We start from the raw sequence: 21,843 nt of genomic DNA on the forward strand, positions 1-21,843 counted from the left end.
TACGGACGGGGGCCCTTCGCCGTGCCCGGAGCTGGATAGGGTGGGCCTGACACTGTTTTTCGCCGGTACGACCATCAGGAGCGGCCTCATGAGCGCTGTGACCCCCGCTGGAGGCGACATCGCGGCGGGCCGTTCCTGGCCCGAGGTGCTGAACGCGCTGCTGTACGGCCAGGACCAGAGCGCTGACGCGACGGCCTGGGCGATGGACCAGATCATGCGCGGGCAGGCCACCGACGCCCAGATCGCCGGTTTCGTCGTCGCCCTGCGGGCGAAGGGCGAGACGGTCGACGAGATCAACGGCCTGGTCCGCACGATGTACGCGCACGCCAACGTCATCGAGGTACCGGGCCGCACGGTGGACATCGTCGGCACCGGCGGTGACGGCGCCAAGACGGTGAACATCTCGACGATGTCGGCGCTGGTGGTGGCCGGCACCGGGGCGAAGGTCGTCAAGCACGGCAACCGGGCGGCGTCCTCCGCGTCCGGCGCCTCGGACGTGCTGGAGAAGCTCGGCGTCAACCTCGATCTGACCCCGCGGCGGGTCGCCGAGGTCGCCGAGGAGGCCGGCATCACCTTCTGCTTCGCCGTCAAGTTCCACCCGGCGCTGCGCCATGCGGGCGCGGCCCGCGGCCAGCTGGGTATCCGCACGGTGTTCAACATCCTCGGCCCGCTGACCAACCCCGCGCAGGTGCGGGCCCAGGCGGTCGGCGTCGCGGACCCGCGCATGGCGCCGGTCGTCGCGGGCGTCTTCGCGGAACGCGGCAACTCCTCCCTGGTCTTCCGCGGCGACGACGGCCTCGACGAGCTGACGACCACCGCCACGTCCCACGTCTGGATCGTCCGCGACGGCAAGATCACCGAGGAGACCTTCGACCCGCGGGACGTCGGCATCGAGCTGGTCCCGGTAGAGGCGCTGCGCGGCGGCGACCCGTCGTACAACGCGGAGGTCGCCCGTCGGCTCCTGGACGGCGAGACGGGCCCGGTCCGCGACGCGGTCCTGCTGAACTCGGCGGCGGCGCTGGTGGCCCTGGACCCGGGCACCGGAACGCTGGCCGAGCAGATCCGCGCCGGCATGGACAAGGCGGCGGAGTCGATCGACTCGGGCGCGGCCAAGCGGGTGCTGGAGCGCTGGGCGGCGGCGACGAACAGGTAGGGGCCGCGGTCGGCGCGCTGAGGCGCGGTACGGCACCTCCCCACTGCCTTAAGGGCGTGGGGGGACCCCCAGCTGCGCCGTCGTGGCTGATCGCCGTTGCGGCGGAAAAGAAGGTGAGCGGGGTACTTCCGCCTTTCCGCCTTTCCGCCTTTCCGCCGCAACGGCGAGCGACCGCATTCGGTCTTCCGGCGGTGCGGAAGCGGCTTCGGACCCTGGCGGTGTCCCGTCATCCGGACAGGAGTTGCGCGTCGCCGATCACTTCACTTACGTTTCTTCTCAGGTCATGAGTGACAGTCATGAGGCCCCGGCCGACTGTCCGGCAACCCTCCGTCCGTGGCGGGGTGCCCCGGGTGAAGACCAGGTCGTAGGCAGAGAGGTCTACGGCAAGCGCGGACCCCTCGCACGCCAGGGGTCCTGGTCGTCGAGGGAGTCTTCTGTGAGCAAGCGAATGCGATAGGGCGTCGAGCCCCGCCTCCGCATACCCCTTTCACCTTTCCCGTGCCGTCGACGTACCGTCCGGCCCGGCGATTTCGCTTACCCCTCACAGGAGTTCGCCATGTCTGTCTCCACCGCTGTCTCCGCCCAGTCGGTTTGTGCCCCGCTGCCCGTTCTAGGGCAGGATGTCACCGTCCCGCTCGTCACCGGCGGCGAGGTCACCTACGCCGCCCTCGACTACGCGGCCAGCGCCCCGGCGCTCCAGCGGGTCTGGGACGACGTGGCGGCCTACGCGCCCTACTACGGCAGCGTCCACCGCGGTGCCGGCTACCTCTCCCAGCTGTCGACCGACCTCTTCGAGAACGCCCGGAAGACCGTCGCCGAGTTCCTCGACTGCCGCCCCGACGACCAGCTGGTCTTCACCCGCTCGACCACGGACTCCCTGAACCTCCTGGCCCGCGCGCTCCCCGCCGACTGCCAGGTCTTCGTCTTCGAGACCGAGCACCACGCCTCCCTGCTGCCCTGGCAGGACGCCCGGGTCACCTACCTCGACGCCCCGCGCACCCCGCGCCAGGCCGTCGAGACCCTGGAGCAGGCCCTCGCCGACCGCACCGTGTCCATTGAAGGGGGCTACGGCCCGGCCCTGGTCTGTGTCACCGGCGCCTCGAACGTCACCGGCGAGCTGTGGCCGGTCCGCGAGCTGGCCGCGGCCGCGCACGCGCACGGCGCCCGGATCGTCCTGGACGCGGCCCAGCTGGCCCCGCACCACCCGGTGAGCGTCCGCGAGCTGGACGTCGACTGGGTCGCCTTCTCCGGCCACAAGCTGTACGCCCCCTTCGGCTCCGGCGTCCTGGCCGGCCGCGCCGACTGGCTCCGGGCGGCCGAGCCGTACCTCGCGGGCGGCGGCGCCAGCCGCAAGGTCACCCGGCGTGAGGACGGGGGAGTGGCCGTGGAGTGGCACGAGAGCGCCGCGCGCCACGAGGCGGGCTCCCCGAACGTGATCGGCGCCTACTCGATCGCCGCCGCCTGCAAGGCGCTGACCGAGGCGGGCTTCGACACGCTGGTCGCCCGCGAGCGGCACCTGATCGAGAAGGTGCGGGCGGGGCTGGCCGAGGTTCCCGAGGTCCGTGTCCTCTCCCTCTTCGGCGACGACGCCCCCCGCGTCGGAGTGATCAGCTTCGTGGTGGACGGCTGGAACAGCTCCCACTTCGCCGCGGCCCTCTCCGCCGAGTACGGCATCGGCGTCCGCGACGGCCTCTTCTGCGCCCACCCGCTGGTCAGGACCCTGCTGGGCTCCGACCCGCAGACCCAGGGCGAGTGCGGGGCGCCGGAGGCGGCACCGGGCGAGAAGTCCCTGAACGCGATCCGGGTGAGCTTCGGCGCGGGGACGCCGGACGAGCACGTGGAGCGGTTCGTGAATGCCGTCAAGGAGCTCGTCCGGGATGGCGCGAAATGGAACTACCGTACGGAGGACGGCCGTTGCGTACCGGCCGTCTGACGGACTGACGTCCAGCCGCGCGTATACGCTTCCCTCAGCTGTACGGAGGGCAGGGGGAGCACGGGGTGCAGGAGCTGCGCGAGACGGATCCTCGGACCATCGGTCCCTACGAGGTCCGGGGCAGACTCGGATCCGGCGGTATGGGCGAGGTGTATCTCGCCGAGGCGCGCGGTGGTCTCCGGCTCGCCGTGAAGGTGGTGCGCGCCGAACACGCGGAGGACCGCACCTTCCGGGCCCGTTTCCGGCACGAGGTGCGGGCCGCGCAGACCGTCGGCGGCGCGGGGACCTACACCGCCCGCGTCGTGGACGCGGACACCGAGGCCGTACGGCCGTGGATGGCCACCGAGTACGTGGACGGGCCGAACCTGCGGGACGCGATCTTCGAAGGCGGCCCCCTGACCGGCGACGCGGTACGGCTGCTGGCGGCCGCGCTGGGCGAGGCGCTGGCCGCGATCCACGCCAAGGGGCTGGTGCACCGTGACCTCAAGCCCTCCAACATCCTGCTGGCGCCGGACGGCCCCCGGGTCATCGACTTCGGGATCGTCCGGGCCCTGGAAGGGACGGCACTGACCCGGACCGGGGTGATCGTCGGGTCGGTCGGCTATGTCTCGCCCGAGCAGATCCGCAACGGCGCCCACGTGGGACCGGCCAGTGACGTCTTCTCGCTGGGCGCGGTCCTCGCGTACGCGGCGGGCGGACGGGAACCCTTCGGCGAGGGGCAGGACTCGGTCGTCCTGCTGCGGATCCTGACCGGGGACGTCGACCTGTCCGCCGTACCGAAAAACCATCTGGAGCTCGTGGAGTCCTGTCTGCGCGACGACCCCGGCGCGCGGCCGACGCCCGCGGACGTGGTGGCGGCGGTGGGACACACCGCGCGTTCCCTCCGCGCGGGCCTTGGGGCGGGGTGGTACGCCGGCCGCGCCACGGCGGAATCGGCGACCGTGGACAGCGATGAGCGCTGGGTGCCGGAACACGGGTCGGGGGAGCGGGACAGCCGCGTCGAGTACGTGGCGCCCACGACAGTCACGGACCTGCCCGCGGCCTCCCCGGCTGCCGCCCCGGCCTCCCGGCGGCGGCTGCTGGCGGCCCTGACGGGCGGTGCGGCGGTCGTGGCGGGCGGGGGCGTCGGCGGGTGGCTGTGGCTGCGGGACTCCTCGGCGGGCACGGGTCCGGCGGCGCGGGAGGGGCGGACCGGTACGGGCTCGTCGTCGGCGGCCCAGGTGGGGTGGCAGTACCCGGTCGAGGGGCTCGGCGGGCAGCGCGGCCCGTGTGCGGCGGTGTCGGCCGACGGGAATTCGGTGTACGTCGGCGGGGCGGACGGCTCGCTGCACGCGGTGGCGCCGAACGGCCGTCCCGTCTGGAGCACCGCGCTGGGCGGCCCGGTCATGCCCCCGCTCGCCACCGCCGACGGCGTGTACTGCCTGCTGTACGACAACGGGGAGGGCTCCACGAAGCTCTGCGCGCTCGACCGGCGCGGCCGGGTGCGCTGGACCAAAGCGGTCGCCGGGAACAGCCAGGTCCCGGTGGCCGCGGGCGACCTGGTCCTGGTGTCCTACGGCCCCACGGACGCGGGCGGGGTGCGCGCGTACGCCCCCGACGGCAGTGTGGCCTGGAGCACGCCGACCGGGCCGGCGCCCACCAGCGAGCCCATGGTCGCGGAGGGCGTCGTCTACGTCGGCACGTTCGGGGACCAGGTGCGGGCCCTGGACGCGAAGAGCGGGAAGCGGCTCTGGGCGACGGCGGCCGGCAGTGACACCGGCCGCCCGGCGCTGATCGGGGACGTCCTGGTGGTCGGGTCGGGCGGTGAGCAGATGCTGCACGGCATCAGCCGGACGGGCAAGGCGCTCTGGCACAAGTCCGGCACCGAGCTGCCGCGCGGCGGCCGCTACTTCACGAGCGTGGCGTTCGGCGGCCTGGCGGTCACCGCGAGCAACTACGAAGTGCTCGCCCTGGACCCCGCCGACGGATCGAAGGCGTGGGACCTCACGCTCACCGGCGAGGGCACCCAGTACAGCGATCCCACGGTCGCGGGCGACACCCTCTACGTACGCCAGGGCTCGACGCTCTTCGGTGTGAACCGCCGGGGCAAGCGCACCTGGCGCAAACGCGTCGAGGGCGGGGCGTCGACCGGGACCCAGAGCCCGGTCGCCCGCGACGGCCGGATCTACGTCGCGACCGCCGACGGCATCACCGTCCTCGCCCTCAAGGCCTGACTAGCTGTCCAGGCCGATCGCGAACGCCGCCTCCAGGTCGTGCTGGGAGTACGTGCGGAACGCGACGTGCGTGTCCGTGCCCTCCACGCCCTGGATCTTGCTGATCCGCCCCGGGATCACCTCGGCCAGATCCTCGTGCTCACGCACCCGGACCATGGCGATCAGGTCGTACGTACCGGTGACGGAGAAGACCTCGCTGACGCTGTCCAGCGCGGCGATCTGTTCCGCGATCTCGGGGATCCGGTCCACGCTGGTCTTGATGAGGACGATCGCGGTGATCACGGCTGGTTCTCTCCCTCGGGAGCCGGAGCTGGGGCGGCCTTCACTTTAGTCCCACGGCCGTACCGCACCCACGCGTAGCCGAGGCCGAGTCCGAAGCCGACCAGGTGGGCGAGGTAGGCCACGCCGGGCCCGGAGGGGGCCTGGTCCAGGGCGAGCCACTGCAGGGCCGCCCAGAACGGGAGCACCACCCAGGCCGGGAACCGGAGCGGAAGGAAGAAGAGGAACGGCAGAAGACTGGTCACGCGGGCGCTGGGGAACAGGTACAGGAACGCTCCGAGGACCGCCGAGATCGCCCCGGACGCCCCCACCAGCGACTGCTGGGACGTGGCGTTGGCGGCCGCGTAGCCGAGCAGTGCGAGGTAGCCGCAGCCGAGGTAGAAGAGGGTGAACTCCACGCGGCCCATCCGCTCCTCGGTCATCGCCCCGAAGACGAAGAGGAAGAGCATGTTGCCGAGCAGGTGCACCCAGCTGCCGTGGATGAACAGCGCCGTGGCCGGGGTGAGCGCCTCCCGCGCCGGACCGTCGAACAGGTCGGCGGGAACCACTCCCCAGCGCCGGAAGTACGCGCGCTGGGCGGCCGCCAGGGCGTCCCCGGTGCCGTAGGACGGGGTGAAGCCTGAGGCCGGGCCGAGCACGAAGATCAGGCAGCACACGGCGATCAGGGTGTACGTCATGGGCGCCGACGTGTTCCGCAGGCCCCGAAGAGTCCGGACGGCCGTCGTGTTCCAGTTGCCGATCATGGACATAGAGCATGGCGTAACGGGATGCACCGGTGCAGATCGCCTCGCCGCCGCGGACAGGGCGGCGTCGAGTACGCGCCAGGCCGTAGGGTAACGAGCCACACGCGTCGGGACGGCGCATCACGGACACTAGAAGGAAGCGAACAGCCACGATGACGGTTCCCCTGCCGACCGCCACGACGCGGTGGCGCTGCACCCTCTGCGGCAACCTCACGCGCTTCGACGTGACCCGCTCGTCGAAGGTCGTGGAGTACGTGCATCTCGACCTGGCCGGTGAGCCCAAGGTCGAGGAGCGCGAGGTGGTCAGTGAGACCATCGAGTCGGTGCGCTGCCGCTGGTGCAACGCGGTGGACCAGGTGGAACTCGTGGACAGGCCGGGCGCCGACTCCTGAGACCGGGAGGCGGCCGCGCACAGGTGATGGGGTGTGACGGATGGTGGAGACCACAGGCGGGGGGCCGGGCGACGGCACCGCCGAGGTGCTTGACCGTCCGCTGCCCGACGGCGTGCGACGGCGTGTCGTACAGATCGTGTCGGACGGCTTCGGCGGGCTGACCGTCGCCGAACTCCCCGCCCAACTGCGGCAGTACGCCCGTTTCGCCCCTAATCGGCGGGCCAAGTTCGCCGGGAACGCCATGGCGACGGCGCTGGAGACGGACACCCTCTTCCGGCAGCGGATCGGGGAGAAGCTCAGAGAGGCCCAGCCGGAACTGGCCGGCGCCCTCGACTCCGGCTCACCGCCCCCGGCCGCGGATCCGCTCGATGTGGCGGCCGCGGCCTACGTACTGCGCCCCACGGGCTGGGTGAAGCTGGTGGCGGCGGCCGGCGAGGAGGCCCAGCGGGCCGACGCCGAGCGCGCCGACGAGGAGAGCCGGGCCGAGCTGGAGCGGCTGCGCGAGGAACTGGACCGGGCCCGGGAGCAGACCCGTGCCGAGACGGAGCGGCTGCGCGCCGAGCTGGACTCGGCGAAGAGGGAAGCGGAATCGCTTCACCGAAAGCTTCGCGCGGCCCTCAGTGACGTCAAGCGCGGTGAGGCCGCGCTGCGCAAGATGCAGGGCGAGATGGAGTCGGTGCGCACCGAGGGGCAGGCCCAGGTGTCCGCCGCCGAGAGCGAGGGGCGGCGGCTCAAGGCCCGGCTCGGCGAGGTCGAGGCCGCCCTGGAGGCCAGCCGCCGGGCCGCCCGCGAGGGACGCAGCGTCGAGGACATGAGAGTGCGGCTGCTGCTCGACACCGTGCTGGACGCGGCCCAGGGCCTGCGCCGTGAACTGGCGTTGCCGCCGGTGTCGGTGCGGCCCGCCGAGACCGTGGACGCGGTCGAACCGGGACGAATGACCCCGAAGGACATCGCGGCCCGAGCGCTCTCCGAGAACGACCCGGCCATTCTCAATCAGCTACTCGCCCTGCCCCAGGCGCACTTGGTCGTCGACGGCTACAACGTGACCAAGACCGGCTATCCGCAGATGCCGCTGGAGAAGCAGCGGCTGCGGCTGCTCGGCCAGCTCTCCCAGCTGGCCGCGCAGACCGGCGCCGAGGTCACCTGTGTCTTCGACGGCGCCGAACTGGCCGCGCCGGTGCTGCTCGCCCCGCCGCGCGGGGTCAGGGTCCTCTTCTCCAAGCCCGGCGTCACCGCGGACGAACTGATCCGCCAGCTGGTGCGCGCCGAGCCGCCGGGCCGGCCGGTGATCGTCGCCTCGACCGACCGCGAGGTCGCCGACGGGGTCGCCAAGGCGGGTGCCCGTCCGGTGGCTTCTGCGATGCTTCTGAAGCGACTGTCCTGAAGGTTCAACGGACATATGCAATGCCCGAATTGACCGAACCGTCACGCAACGTAGCGTCAATCGAGCATTACGGCACGTGAGTTATGTGCAAAGAGTGCGTTGCGTGACCAGTTTTTTCGCTGTTGGGTTTGAACTGATCACAGGGAGGTCACTAGGGTCGGGCCTCGAACCTCCACACGGGTGATCACTCAAACGAAGGAGCCCGTCTCCGTGGCGTCCCATCGTCGACCCAAGCAGCCGAGTCGCGCGCGCGTGACCGTGCTGACCACCGCAGCCGCCGCTGCCGTCGTCCTCAGCGCCAACGCCGCCAACGCGGCGCCCAGCGAGAAGCTGACCAAGGACGAGGTCAAGGCGAAGGTCGACAAGCTCTACGAGGAGGCCGAGCAGGCCACCGAGAAGCTGGACGGAGCCAAGGAGAAGCAGCAGAAGCTGCAGAAGGAAATCTCCACGATCCAGGACAATGTGGCCCGTGGTCAGGAGGACCTCAACAAGCTGCGGGACAGCCTCGGTTCGCTGGCCACCGCGCAGTACCGCTCCGGCGGCATAGACCCGTCGGTCCAGCTCTTCCTCTCGTCCGATCCGGACGACTACCTCGACAAGGCGTCCACGCTCGACCAGTTGAGCGGCCAGCAGGTCGAGGCCCTGAAGAAGATTCAGGACAAACAGCGCGAACTCGCCCAGGAGCGGGCAGAGGCGACGGACAAGCTCAAGGACCTCTCCGCCACCCGCACCGAGCTGGCCAAGCAGAAGAGCGCCGTCCAGTCCAAGCTCGCCGACGCGCAGAAGCTCCTCAACACCCTGACGGCCAAGGAGAAGGCCGCCCTGGACGCCGAGCAGGCCCAGGCCGCCAGCCGCGCCTCCTCCCGCGTGGACCTCGGCAACACCGGCTCCGCCTCCGGCCGGGCCGCCGCCGCCTTCTCCGCCGCCCAGTCCGTGATCGGCTCGCCGTACGTCTACGGCGCCTCCGGCCCGTCCTCCTTCGACTGCTCGGGCCTGACCTCCTGGGCCTACGCCCAGGCCGGCGTCACCATCCCGCGCACCTCCGAGGCCCAGGCCAACGCCGGCACCCGGATCTACAGCCAGAGCGACCTCAAGGTCGGCGACCTGGTGATCTTCTACGGCGACTACCACCACGTCGGCCTCTACGCGGGCAACGGCCAGGTGCTGCACGCCCCGCACACCGGTGCCGTGGTGCGCTACGAGTCGATCGGCAACATGACGTTCGAGTTCGGCGTCCGGATCTGACCCCAGCGGGTTACGGCGACACCCGTACGGCCCAAGATCAACCCGAGGTGGCGCCCGAACGGGCGAATCGCGACAACCGAAGATGACTCCACGCCCCGCCGGTGACCTGCGTCAGCGGCGGGGCGTCACGTTGTGCGGCCGTGAGAGGTCTTTGGCCGTCGGCCGGTCGTATGGCTAGCATCGCCGCGTCCGGCGACAGAGTTGTCGGACCTACCGCCGGACGGGCGGGAAGTCACGCCTGCGGAGGCCGCGTAGGACCAGCCCACACGGGTTGGCGGTGGCCTGTGAAACAGGAACCCGTGGTGGCGCCGCCTTGCGGTGCGGACCGGAATTCCCCGTCTTCGGGCGGGGGAGGGCGTCAATGTCTGGCGCGTTTCCCCCTGTACCCGGGGGGAGACCGTCGGCGTCCGACAAACGCAAGGAGTGCGGTTTCCCGTGGGGTTTCATCGCCGTCTCGCACCGTCCGGGTTCAACCGGGGCGCCGGTGCCGCCCTCTGTGTGCTGTCGACCGCGGCAGCCGCGCTCGGCGCCGTACCCGCGAGCGCGGCCCCGCACGGGGGCAACCGCGCCGAGGTGGACCGGCTGTACCGGCAGGCCGAAGAGGCGACCGAGGCCTACAACAAGGCCGACGAGCGGGCCGGCGCGCTGCGCCACGAGGTGAACGACTCCCAGGACCGCATCGCCCGCCAGCAGCTGCGCATCAACGCCATGCGGGAGGCGCTCGGTTCGCTCGCCGTCGCCCAGTACCGCTCCGGCGGCATCGATCCCACCGTCGCCCTGCTGTTCTCCGACGACCCCGAGGAGTACCTGGACCGGGCCTCCCTCCTCGACCGCATCGACGTCCGCCAGGCCGGGCAGCTCAGGGAGCTCCAGGCGGCGATGCGCGAACTCGCCCAGGAGCGCAGCGAGGCCGCCGGGAAACTCACCCAGCTGGAGCGCAGCCGCAAGGCGGTCGCCTCCCACAAGGCCACCGTGGAGAAGGAGCTCGCCAAGGCCCGGCGGCTGCTCAACGCACTGCCCGCCGCCGACCGCGCCGCCTTCGAGCACGCCTCCCGCGGCGACGACCGCGCCGACCTGCCCGACCTCTCCGGGGTCAGCGCCCCCGACGGCCGCGCCGCCGCCGCGGTGGCCGCCGCCCGAGCCGCCCTCGGCAAGCCGTACGTGTGGGGCGCCAGCGGCCCCTCCGGCTTCGACTGCTCGGGCCTGATGCAGTGGTCGTACGCGCAGGCCGGGATCCATCTGCCGCGTACCTCGCAGGAGCAGCGGCACGCCGGCCGCCAGATCCCGCTCTCCCAGGCGCAACCCGGTGACCTGGTCGTCTACCGCTCCGACGCCAGCCATGTGGGGATGTACGTCGGCAACGGACAGGTCATCCACGCCCCCTACCCGGGCGCCCCGGTCCGCTACGACCCGGTCGGGATGATGCCCATCTCCTCCGTCACCCGGCCCTGACTTTCGGGCCCCGACCCGTACGATCGGAAAGTGGCTGGTGGCAGGCGGGCGTGGCGCTCAGGAGCGGCGGGGCTGTGTCTGCTGCTCCTGACGTTGACGGGATGCGGTGGCGGGAAGGCGGCGACCGGGTCGGCGATGGCCGAGGTGCAGCAGGTCCTGGACCGGCGCGCGGCCGCCGTCCTCGGCCATGACGAGGGGGCCTACGCCGAGACCGGTACCCGGAGCTCGTACGTCGACCTGCGGGCCGTACCGCTGGCGGAGTGGAGCTACCGGCTGACCGCCCTGCACCCCGACGGCGCCGAGGCCACCGCCGACGCCCAGCTCCGCTACCGCATCCAGGGCTACGACAAGGCCCCGGTCACCACCGACCGCGCCCTGACCCTCAGCCGCACCGCCGACGGCCACTGGTACGTCGCCGCCGACAAGCCCGCCGGGAAGTCGGGGCAGCAGCTCTGGGACCAGGGCACAGTGACGGCCGTCAAGGGCGCGCACAGCCTGGTTCTCGGCGTCGGCCAGTCCAGGGACACCCTGCGGGACTACGCCGGGCTCGCCGACACCGCCGTCCCCGAGGTCTCCAAGGCCTGGGGCACGGACTGGACCCGGCGGGTGGTCCTGGTCGTACCCCAGTCGCTGAACGGCATGGCGGGCCTGCTGGGTGCCCCCGCCTCCAACTACCGGGGCATCGCCGCCGTCACCACCGGCGAGGCGGGAGGCTCCGGTCAGGCCCCGGCGGACCGGGTCATCCTCAACCCGGAGGCGTACGCGGTCCTCGGCTCGGTCGGCAAGCAGGTGGTCCTCACCCATGAGACGACCCATGTCGCCACCCGCGCCCATACCTCGGCCGCCACCCCGCTCTGGCTCTCCGAGGGGTACGCCGACTGGATCGGCTATCTCGACAGCGGCCGCACCTCCACCGAGGCAGCACCGGAACTGGCCCGCGCCGTGCGGGACGGTGACGTGCCCGAGGAGCTCCCGGAGGACAAGGACTTCGGCTTCACCGACGACCCCACCAAGCTGGCCGAGGCCTACGAGGGCGGCTGGCTGGCCTGCCGGATGATCGCCGCCCACTGGGGCGAGGAGCGGCTCGGCGCCTTCTACCGGGCCGTCGGCGCCCACCAGGGCCGCACCGGCGCCGTCGAGGACGCGCTGCGGACGGAACTCGGCACCACCCTGCCGGACTTCACCGCCCGCTGGCGGGACTACCTGACGGACCGGCTCGGCGGCTGAACCGGCCCGCGCTCAGGAGGGGACCGAGGTCTCCTTCGCGCGGGCGGCCTGAGCGGGCAGCGGAGCGGCCGGGGCCTCGGGCACCGTGGAGCGCCACAGCTGCCGGGCCGCCGTGACCGTCGCCGCGACCAGCAGGCCGTTGCGCAGGAGCAGCAGGGTGATGCCGTACCAGTCGCTCACCACGATGTGCGAGAAGCCGACCGGGAACTCCAGGACCGTCACGAAGGTGGCCAGCAGGACCAGGACCGCCGGCAGGGTCATCCGGCCGGCCCGGAAGCAGAGGCAGACGGCGGCCAGGCCCACCAGCCACACCATGTACTGCGGGCTGATCACCCGGCTGGTGACCGTGAACATCAGGACGGCCGTGAAGGCGGCGTCCGCCAGCGTGTGGGACCGGAAGCGGGCCGCGCACAGCCGCCACAGCAGCAGCCAGCCGAAGGCGCACGCGGTCAGCACCAGGGCCGCCGCGCTCACCGCCTTCACCCGCGGGCCGAGGAATTCGATCGAGCCGTAGTTGAGCAGTACCTCGCCCTGCCAGCCGTGGTGCCGGGCGACGTGCAGGACCAGCGCGCCCAGCGACTCCACCTCGGTGCCCCGGTCCCGCTGGAAGGTCAGGAAGGCGAACGCGCCGGGCATGGCCACCGCGAACAGCGCCCCGACCAGGCCGGCCGTGACCGCCGCCGCCACCCAGGCCCGCCGGCGCACCGCACCCACGAGGAGCAGCGCCGGCCACACCTTGACCATCGCGCCGAAGCCGGCCAGCGCGCCCATCAGCCGGGGGTGCCGGGCCCCGGCGAGCAGCGCGGCGACGGCGACCGCGGTGACCATCAGGTCGTAGCGGGAGTAGACGGTCGGGCCGAGGAGCGGTACGCCGAGCACCCAGATCCAGGCGCCGCGCAGGGTGCGGCCGGGGCGCCGGCCCGTGTAGAGGAGGAGGGCGAGCACCACCAGGTCGGCCAGGAGGGCCAGCACGAAGAAGGCGGTCGGGTAGTCCAGGAAGGGCAGCAGCCCGGGGGCGAGGATCGCCAGGGCGGCCGCGGGCGGGTACTGCCAGGTGACGTCGTCCAGCGGGAACGTTCCGTGCCGGAGGACCTCGTACCACCCCTGGTAGATCACCGACACGTCGCTCGTGACGTCCGCGCCCGGGAACACGAACACCTTCAGCACGAACAGCAGCAGCACCAGCCGGGTGGCAGCCCAGACGACCGGCAGCAATGCCAGGGCACGTTTCTCGCCCGTCCTGTCCACCTGAGCCCCTGTCCGTCGACCTGCCTGGGAGTGCGCCACATGATCTCCCGACGCCCTGTGCGACGGCCATGAAGCACGGCCGAACACACTGTGCGGGTAGGGTCGGCCGCGATGCACAAGACCCTCATCGTGACGAACGACTTCCCGCCCCGGCCGGGCGGCATCCAGGCCTTTCTGCACAACATGGCCCTGCGGCTGGACCCGGAGCGGCTCGTGGTCTACGCGTCCACGTGGAAGCGGGGCCGGGAGGGCGCCCTGGCCACCGCCGCCTTCGACGCGGAGCAGCCCTTCACCGTCGTACGCGACCGTACGACGATGCTGCTGCCCACGCCGGGGGCGACCCGGACCGCGGTCGGGCTGCTCCGGGAGCACGGGTGCACGTCGGTGTGGTTCGGGGCGGCGGCGCCGCTCGGGCTGATGGCGCCCGCGCTGCGGAAGGCCGGGGCACAGCGGCTGGTGGCCACCACCCACGGGCACGAGGCCGGCTGGGCCCAGCTGCCCGCCGCCCGGCAGCTGCTCGGGCGGATCGGCGACGCGACCGACACGATCACCTATCTCGGCGAGTACACGCGGTCCCGGATCGCGACCGCGCTGAGCGCCGGGGCGGCCGGGCGGATGGTGCAGCTGCCGCCGGGGGTGGACGAGAAGACGTTCCATCCCGGGTCCGGGGGCGCCGAGGTGCGGGCGCGGCTGGGGCTGAGCGACCGGCCGGTGGTCGTGTGCGTGTCGCGGCTGGTGCCGCGCAAGGGGCAGGACACGCTGATCCTCGCGATGCCGCTGATCCTGGCCGCCCAGCCGGACGCGGTACTGCTGATCGTCGGCGGCGGCCCGTACGAGAAGGAGCTGCGGCACCTGGTCCGGGAGACGGGGGTCGAGGCGTCGGTGCGGTTCACGGGGGCCGTGCCGTGGTCCGAGCTGCCCGCGCACTACGGCGCCGGTGACGTCTTCGCGATGCCCTGCCGGACCCGGCGGGGCGGGCTGGACGTGGAGGGGCTCGGGATCGTGTACCTGGAGGCCTCGGCGACGGGTCTGCCGGTGGTGGCGGGGGACTCCGGCGGGGCGCCGGACGCGGTGCTCGACGGGGAGACCGGATGGGTGGTGCGGGGCGGCTCGGTGGAGGAGGCCGCCGAGCGGATTGTGGCGCTCTTGGGAGACTCCGAACTGCGTCAGCGGATGGGGGAGCGCGGACGGCGGTGGGTTGAGGAGAAGTGGCGGTGGGACCTCCTTGCGGAGCGGCTGAAGGCGTTGCTCTAGAGGGTGGGGCCGCGTTTCGGCCGCGGGTGCGTTGTGGCTGGTCGCGCCCACGCGGCGGTAGCCGCATATCAAATACAGCCCCGCGCCCCTTCGGGGGCGCGTTGTCACCAACCCTGTCGCAGGCCTAGGCGGAACCGGAAAATCCGCACATGCTGCGCGCATGACAGCAAAACTGATGCAGCGTCAGCTGACGAGACGTCACATCCTGGGCATGATCGCCCTCCAGACCGCCGCCGCGGCCGGTCTCACCCGCGTCGGGCTCCAGTCGGCGCAGGCCGCCGAGGAGGCGGCCGCCGTCGACAACGCGCCCGCGATCGTGGTCGGCTCCGGGTACGGCGGGGCCGTGGCCGCGCTCCGGCTCGGGCAGGCCGGCGTGCGGACCCTGATGATCGAGATGGGCCGGCTGTGGAACACGGCCGGCTCCGACGGCAAGGTCTTCTGCTCGACCGCCACCCCGGACCAGAGATCCATGTGGTTCAAGTCCCGCACGGAGGCCCCGCTCGCCAGCTTCCTCTGGCTGGACGTCGTCAACAAGGACATCACCCCCTATCCCGGCGTCCTGGACCGGGTGCACTACGACAACATGTCCGTGTACGTCGGGCGCGGTGTGGGCGGGGGCTCGCTGGTCAACGGGGGCATGGCGGTCACCCCGCTCCAGTCGTACTTCAGCGAGCAGTTCCCGACCGTGGACGCGAGCGCGATGTACAACACGTACTACCCGCGCGCCCGGTCCATGCTCGGCGTCAACACCGTCGACGCCACCTGGTTCGAGTCGACCGAGTGGTACCAGTTCACCCGGACCTCCCGGAAGGCCGCCGCCAACACCGGCCTCAAGACCACCTTCGTACCCAACGTCTACGACTTCGGGTACATGCAGAAGGAAGCCGCCGGCACCGCCACCAGGTCCGCGCTCGCGCAGGAGGTCATCTACGGCAACAACTACGGCAAGAAGAGCCTCGACAAGACCTACCTCGCCGCCGCCCTCGGCACCGGCAACCTCACCATCCACACCATGGAGAAGGTGCGGTCCATCGGCCGGGCCGCCGACGGGAGCTGGCTGCTCGGCGTCGACCGGATCGACGTGACCGGGGCCGTCGTGGAGAGCAAGCAGTACAGCTGTACCTACCTGTTCCTCGGCGGCGGGAGCCTCGGGACCACCGAACTGCTCGTACGGGCCCGGGACACCGGGGCGCTGCCCGCGCTCAACTCCAGTGTCGGCGCCGGGTGGAGCACCAACGGCAACACCATGCTCGGACGCGCCAACCACATCTGGGACACCACCGGCGCCAATCAGGCGACCATGCCGGTGATGGGCATCGACGACTGGGCCAACACCGACAACCCGGTCTTCGCGGAGATCGCCCCGCTGCCCATCGGGTTCGAGACCTGGGTCAGCCTGTACCTGGCGATCACCAAGAACCCGCAACGGGCCTCCTTCACCTACGACTCAGCGAGCGACGGGGTGAAGCTGGGCTGGACCGCGGCCCAGAGCGCGGTCTCGGTCGCCATGGCCAAGAAGCTCTTCGACCGGATCAACTCGGCCAACGCGACGATCTACCGGTACGACCTGTTCGGGTCGGGCAGCAAGGTGTTCGCGGACGACTTCTGCTACCACCCGCTGGGCGGCTGCGTGCTGGGCAGGGCGACCGACGACTACGGCCGGGTGAAGGGGTACTCCAAGCTGTACGTCACGGACGGCTCACTGGTGCCCGGGAACATCGGCGTGAACCCGTTCGTGACCATCACCGCGCTCGCCGAGCGGACGATGGAACGGGTCCTCGCCGAGGACATGTGAGAGGGGACGTGAGCGGACAGGCGAGTCAAGTGCCGCTCTACTTCTGGTAGATGGCCTCGATCTCGCCCGCGTAGTCCTTCGCCACCACATTGCGCTTGAGCTTCAGGGACGGCGTCAGGTGGCCCGACTCCTCCGAGAACTGGGAGGACAGAATGCGGAACTTCCGCACCGATTCCGCCTTCGACACCGCGGCGTTGCCGTCGTCGACAGCGTCCTGGATCGCCGCGATCAGATCCGGGTCGTCACGCAGCGACGCCGCGGTGGAGCCCGCCGGCTTGCCGTGGTCGGCCGCCCAGCGGCCGAGGAACTCCTCGTCGATGGTGACCAGCGCGCCCACGAACGGCCGCCCGTCGCCCACCACCATGCACTCCGCGACCAGCGCGTGCGCGCGGATGCGGTCCTCGATCACGGCCGGGGCGACGTTCTTGCCGCCCGCGGTGACGATGATCTCCTTCTTGCGGCCGGTGATCCTCAGGTAGCCGTCCTCGTCCAGGGTGCCGATGTCGCCGGTGTGGAACCAGCCGTCGGCCAGCGCCTCGGCGGTCGCGCCGGGGTTGTTCCAGTACTCCCGGAACAGGTGCTCGCCGTGCAGCAGCACCTCGCCGTCGTCCGCGATCCGGATCACCGAACCGGGCAGCGGCTGGCCGACCGTGCCGATCTTCTGCCGGTCCCAGGGGTTGAACGCGGTCGCGGCACAGGACTCGGTCAGGCCGTAGCCCTCCAGGACCGTGAAGCCGATGCCCCGGAAGAAGTGGCCCAGGCGCTCGCCAAGGGGGGCGCCGCCGGAGATGGCGTACTCGCCCTTGCCACCGAGCACCGCGCGCAGCTTGCTGTAGACGAGTTTGTCGAAGGTCCGGTGTTTGATCTTCAGGCCGAGGGACGCGCCCGACGGCGTGTCCAGCGCCTTGCTGTACGCGATCGCGGTGTCCGCGGCCTTGTCGAAGATCTTGCCCTTGCCGTCCGCCTGCGCCTTGGCGCGCGCCGAGTTGTAGACCTTCTCGAAGACCCGCGGAACGCCGAGGACCAGCGTCGGCCGGAACGCGGCCAGCTCGTCGGTGAGGTTCTTGATGTCCGGGACGCAGCCCAGCTTGATCGGCGCCATCATCGGGGCGATCTGCACGAGCCGGCCGAAGACGTGGGCGAGCGGGAGGAAGAGGAGGACGCTGCACTCGCCGGTACGGAACAGCGGACGCAGGCGCTCCACGATGTTGCCGCACTCGGCGAAGAAGTTGCGGTGGGTGAGGACGCAGCCCTTGGGGCGGCCCGTCGTCCCCGAGGTGTAGACGATGGTCGCCGGGTCGTCCGCCTTCGCCTGCGAGCTGCGCTCCTCGACGGTCGCGTCCGTGACCCCCTGGCCGAGCCGGCCCAGCTCCTCCAGGCCGCCGGCCTCGATCTGCCAGACGTGCTTGAGGGCCGGCAGCCCCTCGCGCACCGACTCGACGGCGGCCGCGTGGGTGTCGAGTTCGACGACACAGGCGGTCGCGCCGGAGTCGCTGAGGATCCACTGCACCTGCTCCGGCGAGCTGGTCTCGTACACCGGCACGGTGACCGCGCCGGCGCACCAGATCGCGAAGTCGAGGAGCGTCCACTCGTAGCGGGTGCGGGACATCAGGCCGACCCGGTCGCCCGGCTGGATGCCGGAGGCGATGAGGCCCTTGGCGGCCGCGTGCACCTCGGTCAGGAAGGTGGTGGCGGTCACGTCCTGCCAGACACCGCCGACCTTGCGGGCCATGACGGCTACATCCGGATGCTGCGCGGCGTTTCTGCGGACGATGTCGGTCAGATTGCCGTCCGCGGGGACCTCGTACAAAGCCGGAAGGCTGAACTCGCGCAAGACTGCTGCTCCTCATAGGGCGCCGACGCCACGACGTTGTGCGATGCGACGGTGCGGTCCAAGGCTCGGGCAGGTACTCAGGGCTTCGCCACGGGCCGGAAGATCCGTTGGTTGAATTCCTGAGCACGACTGGACTGCCCGGACGTTACCCGCCGGTATGGCTTCTTCGACAGGGGGTCCCGGCGAGATGTTCGCTGCGTCACACAGGTTGGTGTTCCTTCGCGTACGGTAGTCCACGGCTTTAGTGACTGACCAGTAACCACAGGTCCGGCCATCGCCTGTTCACGTTTGCCGCACAGGCCTACGCTTGATCACCATGGCAGCCACACCCTCCGGCAACCGAACGACCCGCGTCCACGTGGTCAGCGACGTGCACGGCAACGCCCGTGACCTGGCCAGCGCCGGTGACGGCGCGGACGCCCTGATCTGCCTCGGCGACCTGGTCCTCTTCCTCGACTACGCCGACCACTCGCGCGGCATCTTCCCCGACCTGTTCGGCGTCGAGAACGCCGACCGCCTCGTCGAACTCCGTACCGCCCGCCGCTTCGAGGAGGCCCGGGAGCTGGGGCGCCGGCTGTGGGGCGGGATCGGCATGGACCGGGCGACCGCCATCGAGAAGGCGGTGCGCAAGCAGTACGCCGAGATGTTCGCGGCGTTCCCGACCCCGACGTACGCCACCTACGGCAATGTCGACATACCGCCGCTCTGGCCGGAGTACGCCGGACCGGGCACCACGATCCTCGACGGGCAGCGGGTGGAGATCGGCGGCCGGGTCTTCGGCTTCGTGGGCGGCGGGCTGCAGACGCCGATGCGCACCCCCTACGAGGTCTCCGACGAGGAGTACGCGGCGAAGATCGAGGCGCTCGGCGAGGTCGACGTGCTGTGCACGCACATTCCGCCGGAGGTGCCGGAGCTGGTGTACGACACGGTGGCGCGCCGTTTCGAACGGGGCAGCCGGGCGCTGCTGGACGCCATCCGGCGCACCAGGCCGCGTTACTCGCTCTTCGGACATGTCCACCAGCCGTTGGTGAAGCGGATGCGGATCGGGGCCACCGAGTGCGTGAACGTCGGGCACTTCGCCGGTACCGGCCGGCCCTGGGCGCTGGAATGGTGACGACGGCCCCGGACGGGGGTGAACTCGCCTGGTCGGACGCGCGGTAGCCTTCACGCTGCACACGCGTGCGCACCTTCGCGCACGGAGACCCCTTGTACCGGTCTCACCGGCCCGCATCTGGAGGAGCCACGGCGATGGCGGAACACACCAGCTCGAGCATCACGATCGAGGCGGCTCCGGCCGACGTCATGGCGGTGATCGCCGACTTCGCCCGTTACCCGGACTGGACCGGTGAGGTGAAGGAGGCGGAGGTGCTGAAGACCGACGCGAAGGGCCGGGCCGAGCAGGTCCGTCTCGTCATGGACGCGGGTGCGATCAAGGACGACCAGACGCTGGGGTACACGTGGACCGGTGACAACGAGGTGTCCTGGACGCTCGTGAAGTCTCAGATGCTGCGGTCGCTGGACGGGTCGTACCTGCTGAAGCCGGCGGGGGCGGGGGCGACCGAGGTCACCTACTCGCTGACGGTGGACGTGAAGATCCCGATGCTGGGGATGATCAAGCGCAAGGCGGAGAAGGTCATCATCGACCGGGCGCTGGCGGGGCTGAAGAAGAGGGTGGAGTCGGGGGAGAAGTAGGGACACGCCGCGGGGGTACCCGTTGGTCTCCCGCGCGCGGGGCCGTCGTGGCCGGCCGCGCAGCTCCCCGCGCCCCTGACGGGGCCTGCTTGGCTGCGGGCAGGCGTGCCGCAGGGCGGCACGCGGGCGCAGCGGCACCCTGCCAACGCCGGTAAGTGACACCCCCCCCGCGCCGGCCACAGCGGGGGCCCGCCTGGACGTCCGTTACGGTTCACCCCCATGCGCACCATCCTGATCACCGGACCCGGCGGCAGCGGCCGTACGGCCGTCGCCGCGGCCACCGCTCTGCGCGCCGCAGGCGAGGGCACCCCCACCCTCGTGCTCGGCGCCGACCGCACGGACACCCTCGGCGCGGCCCTGGGCACGGCGACAGGACCGGCGCCGAGACAGGTCACCCCCACCCTCACCGCCTGGCGCCCCGACGCGGCCGCCCGGTTCCGCGAGGACCTCACCGCCTTCCAGACCCGCGCCGCGGGCGTCCTCGACCTGCTGGGCGCCGCCCGCCTGGACGCCGAGGAGCTCACCCCCCTGCCCGGCGCCGAGGAGCTGTCCCTGCTGCGCGGCCTGCGCGACGCCGCCCTCTCCGAGCGGTACGAGCTGCTCGTCGTGGACCTCCCGCCCGCCCCGCACGCCCTCGGCCTGCTCGCCCTCCCCGAGGAGCTGCGCCGCTACCTGCGCCGCCTGCTCCCGCCCGAGCGGCAGGCGGCCCGCGCCCTGCGCCCGGTCCTCGGCCGGCTCGCCGGCGTCCCCATGCCCGCCGACTGGCTCTACGAGACGGCCGCCCGCTGGGACGTCGAGCTGGCCGCCGTGGAGGCCGTCCTCGCCGACCGCCGCACCGCCGTACGCCTGGTCGCCGAGCCCGGCCCGGCCGGCGCCGACGCGGTCCGTACCACTCGCCTCGGCCTCGCCCTGCGCGGCCTGCGCACCGAGGCTCTCGTCGCCAACCGCGTGCTGCCCGAGGACACCCCGCTGCACGGTCTCGTCGCCCAGCAGCGCAAGGCGCTCGCCGACTGGGCGGAGACGTTCGACGTCACCGCCGTGCCCCACCTCGGGCATGACCCGCGGGGTACCGAGGACCTCGCCGCGCTCGCCGTGCCCGGCGTCAACATCGCGCCCGCACCGGTCGAGTGGCCCGTCGCCGACCGGATCGAGGAGGACGGCGTCCTCGTCTGGCACATCCCGCTGCCCGGCGCGATACGGGACGGCCTCGACCTCGTCCGGCGCGGCGACGAACTCGTGATCACCGTCGGCGGCTTCCGCCGGATCGTCGCACTGCCGTCGGCCCTGCGCCGCTGCACCGTCGCCGGGGCCGCGCTGCGCGACGGCGAGCTGCGGATGCGCTTCACGCCGGACCCGGATCTGTGGCCGCGCTGACGGTGAATCCGGTACGCCCGTTCGGGTAACGTCGTAGAGACGAACCGTAGTCAGGAGTCCGTCATGAGCGAAGAGCGCCCCACAGCCGACGCCTCCGAGGCCGCGGAGGCGCCCGACGAGGTACGGGCGACCGACGCCGACGCCTGGGCCACGGCCTGTGCCGAGGACCTGGCGGCGGAGAAGGCCCGCCGTCGCACCCAGTACGGCCCGCCCCCGGGGTCGGCCGCCGAGGAACTGCGCAAGCTCGTCGACGCCGTCGCCGACAAGCTCTCCGGCATCCAGAGCCCGCTCCTCGGGGCGGTCGCCGGGCCCGCCGCCCAGCAGGTGGTCCGGCAGGTCGTGCAGCAGGCGAAGAACGCGGTCGAGCCCGTCATAGAGCGCAACCCCGACGTCTTCGACCACCTCGCCGCGGCCGGCGGCGAACTCCTCGCCGCCTACCGCTCCGCGGTCCGGACCCAGGAGACCCGCTGGACCTCCGGCGGCCACGACAAGGGCGACGAGCCCGGCCCCGGCGAACGCATCGACCTCGACTGACAGCCCCCTGAAGGGCACGCACTCCCCCAGCGGCGTTGTCGTCGGTCGCCGACGTCCCCCAGCCTTCGGCCGGGAGGTGCCCCCACCGCGT

The 21,843-nt window shown here is 71.8% G+C and carries 18 protein-coding genes and 1 riboswitch; of the genes, 14 read left to right on the plus strand and 4 right to left on the minus strand.

Going from position 1 to position 21,843, the window contains the following annotated elements; all coding sequences use genetic code 11:
- Positions 1-88 precede the first annotated feature (88 nt).
- From trpD to ACZ5K7_RS41365, 3 genes are all read left to right on the plus strand, one after another.
- Positions 89-1,153 (plus strand): anthranilate phosphoribosyltransferase, encoded by a 1,065-nt coding sequence (trpD, locus tag ACZ5K7_RS41355; protein ID WP_351695403.1) that lies wholly within the window; start codon positions 89-91, stop codon positions 1,151-1,153.
- A gap of 279 nt (positions 1,154-1,432) precedes the next feature.
- Positions 1,433-1,549, plus strand: a riboswitch (SAM riboswitch).
- Between the two features lie 160 nt (positions 1,550-1,709).
- On the plus strand, positions 1,710-3,086 hold the full coding sequence (locus ACZ5K7_RS41360) for an aminotransferase class V-fold PLP-dependent enzyme (protein ID WP_468922390.1): 1,377 nt from the start codon (positions 1,710-1,712) through the stop codon (positions 3,084-3,086).
- A 65-nt stretch (positions 3,087-3,151) separates the two neighbouring features.
- On the plus strand, positions 3,152-5,299 hold the full coding sequence (locus ACZ5K7_RS41365) for an outer membrane protein assembly factor BamB family protein (protein ID WP_468922393.1): 2,148 nt from the start codon (positions 3,152-3,154) through the stop codon (positions 5,297-5,299).
- On the opposite strand, the gene ACZ5K7_RS41370 is transcribed toward ACZ5K7_RS41365, so the two are convergent.
- A complete protein-coding gene (locus ACZ5K7_RS41370; protein ID WP_024882613.1) occupies positions 5,300-5,581 on the minus strand; it encodes an Lrp/AsnC family transcriptional regulator in 282 nt (93 codons plus the stop codon).
- Positions 5,578-6,321 carry a rhomboid family intramembrane serine protease gene (locus ACZ5K7_RS41375; protein ID WP_351695397.1) on the minus strand — a complete coding sequence of 248 codons (744 nt, stop codon included), beginning with the start codon at positions 6,319-6,321 and terminating at the stop codon, positions 5,578-5,580. Before ACZ5K7_RS41375 ends, ACZ5K7_RS41370 begins: the two co-directional genes overlap by 4 nt.
- 152 nt (positions 6,322-6,473) lie before the next feature.
- Between ACZ5K7_RS41375 and ACZ5K7_RS41380 the strand changes: the two genes are divergently transcribed.
- The 5 genes from ACZ5K7_RS41380 (at position 6,474) to ACZ5K7_RS41400 (ending at position 12,021) form a co-directional block, all read left to right on the plus strand.
- Entirely contained in the window at positions 6,474-6,713 is a 240-nt protein-coding gene (locus ACZ5K7_RS41380) for a hypothetical protein (RefSeq protein WP_009309707.1), read from the plus strand.
- Positions 6,714-6,753: 40 nt separating this feature from the next.
- Positions 6,754-8,097, plus strand: a complete 1,344-nt coding sequence (locus tag ACZ5K7_RS41385; RefSeq protein WP_468922396.1) for an NYN domain-containing protein — start codon at positions 6,754-6,756, stop codon at positions 8,095-8,097.
- A gap of 210 nt (positions 8,098-8,307) precedes the next feature.
- Complete coding sequence (locus ACZ5K7_RS41390; RefSeq protein WP_351695393.1) at positions 8,308-9,342, plus strand: C40 family peptidase; 1,035 nt, start codon at positions 8,308-8,310, stop codon at positions 9,340-9,342.
- Between the two features lie 435 nt (positions 9,343-9,777).
- A complete protein-coding gene (locus tag ACZ5K7_RS41395) occupies positions 9,778-10,794 on the plus strand; it encodes a C40 family peptidase (protein WP_468922400.1) in 1,017 nt (338 codons plus the stop codon).
- Between the two features lie 30 nt (positions 10,795-10,824).
- Positions 10,825-12,021 (plus strand): hypothetical protein, encoded by a 1,197-nt coding sequence (locus tag ACZ5K7_RS41400; protein ID WP_468922403.1) that lies wholly within the window; start codon positions 10,825-10,827, stop codon positions 12,019-12,021.
- A 12-nt stretch (positions 12,022-12,033) separates the two neighbouring features.
- On the opposite strand, the gene ACZ5K7_RS41405 is transcribed toward ACZ5K7_RS41400, so the two are convergent.
- Positions 12,034-13,269, minus strand: coding sequence for a glycosyltransferase 87 family protein (locus ACZ5K7_RS41405; protein ID WP_468922405.1), 1,236 nt, complete (start codon positions 13,267-13,269; stop codon positions 12,034-12,036).
- A gap of 111 nt (positions 13,270-13,380) precedes the next feature.
- On the opposite strand from ACZ5K7_RS41405, the gene ACZ5K7_RS41410 reads away from it, so the two are divergent.
- Both ACZ5K7_RS41410 and ACZ5K7_RS41415 read left to right on the plus strand, forming a co-directional pair.
- The gene (locus tag ACZ5K7_RS41410; protein ID WP_450971730.1) at positions 13,381-14,523 is read left to right on the plus strand and encodes a glycosyltransferase family 4 protein; all 1,143 of its coding nucleotides are present in this window, start codon (positions 13,381-13,383) and stop codon (positions 14,521-14,523) included.
- A 160-nt stretch (positions 14,524-14,683) separates the two neighbouring features.
- Complete coding sequence (locus ACZ5K7_RS41415; RefSeq protein WP_468922408.1) at positions 14,684-16,318, plus strand: GMC oxidoreductase; 1,635 nt, start codon at positions 14,684-14,686, stop codon at positions 16,316-16,318.
- Between the two features lie 37 nt (positions 16,319-16,355).
- Here the strand turns inward: ACZ5K7_RS41415 and ACZ5K7_RS41420 are convergent, their stop codons facing one another.
- Positions 16,356-18,152 carry an AMP-dependent synthetase/ligase gene (locus ACZ5K7_RS41420; RefSeq protein WP_351695382.1) on the minus strand — a complete coding sequence of 599 codons (1,797 nt, stop codon included), beginning with the start codon at positions 18,150-18,152 and terminating at the stop codon, positions 16,356-16,358.
- Between the two features lie 316 nt (positions 18,153-18,468).
- Between ACZ5K7_RS41420 and ACZ5K7_RS41425 the strand changes: the two genes are divergently transcribed.
- The 4 genes from ACZ5K7_RS41425 (at position 18,469) to ACZ5K7_RS41440 (ending at position 21,752) form a co-directional block, all read left to right on the plus strand.
- Positions 18,469-19,266 (plus strand): metallophosphoesterase family protein, encoded by a 798-nt coding sequence (locus tag ACZ5K7_RS41425; protein ID WP_468922412.1) that lies wholly within the window; start codon positions 18,469-18,471, stop codon positions 19,264-19,266.
- A 134-nt stretch (positions 19,267-19,400) separates the two neighbouring features.
- Positions 19,401-19,844, plus strand: coding sequence for an SRPBCC family protein (locus ACZ5K7_RS41430; protein ID WP_301653415.1), 444 nt, complete (start codon positions 19,401-19,403; stop codon positions 19,842-19,844).
- Between the two features lie 219 nt (positions 19,845-20,063).
- Positions 20,064-21,218 carry an ArsA family ATPase gene (locus ACZ5K7_RS41435; protein ID WP_351695378.1) on the plus strand — a complete coding sequence of 385 codons (1,155 nt, stop codon included), beginning with the start codon at positions 20,064-20,066 and terminating at the stop codon, positions 21,216-21,218.
- A gap of 63 nt (positions 21,219-21,281) precedes the next feature.
- Positions 21,282-21,752: a DUF5304 domain-containing protein gene (locus tag ACZ5K7_RS41440; protein ID WP_351695376.1), complete on the plus strand. Its 471-nt coding sequence runs from the start codon at positions 21,282-21,284 to the stop codon at positions 21,750-21,752.
- Positions 21,753-21,843 lie beyond the last annotated feature (91 nt).

This window comes from Streptomyces sp. NPDC031497 (assembly GCF_055580905.1).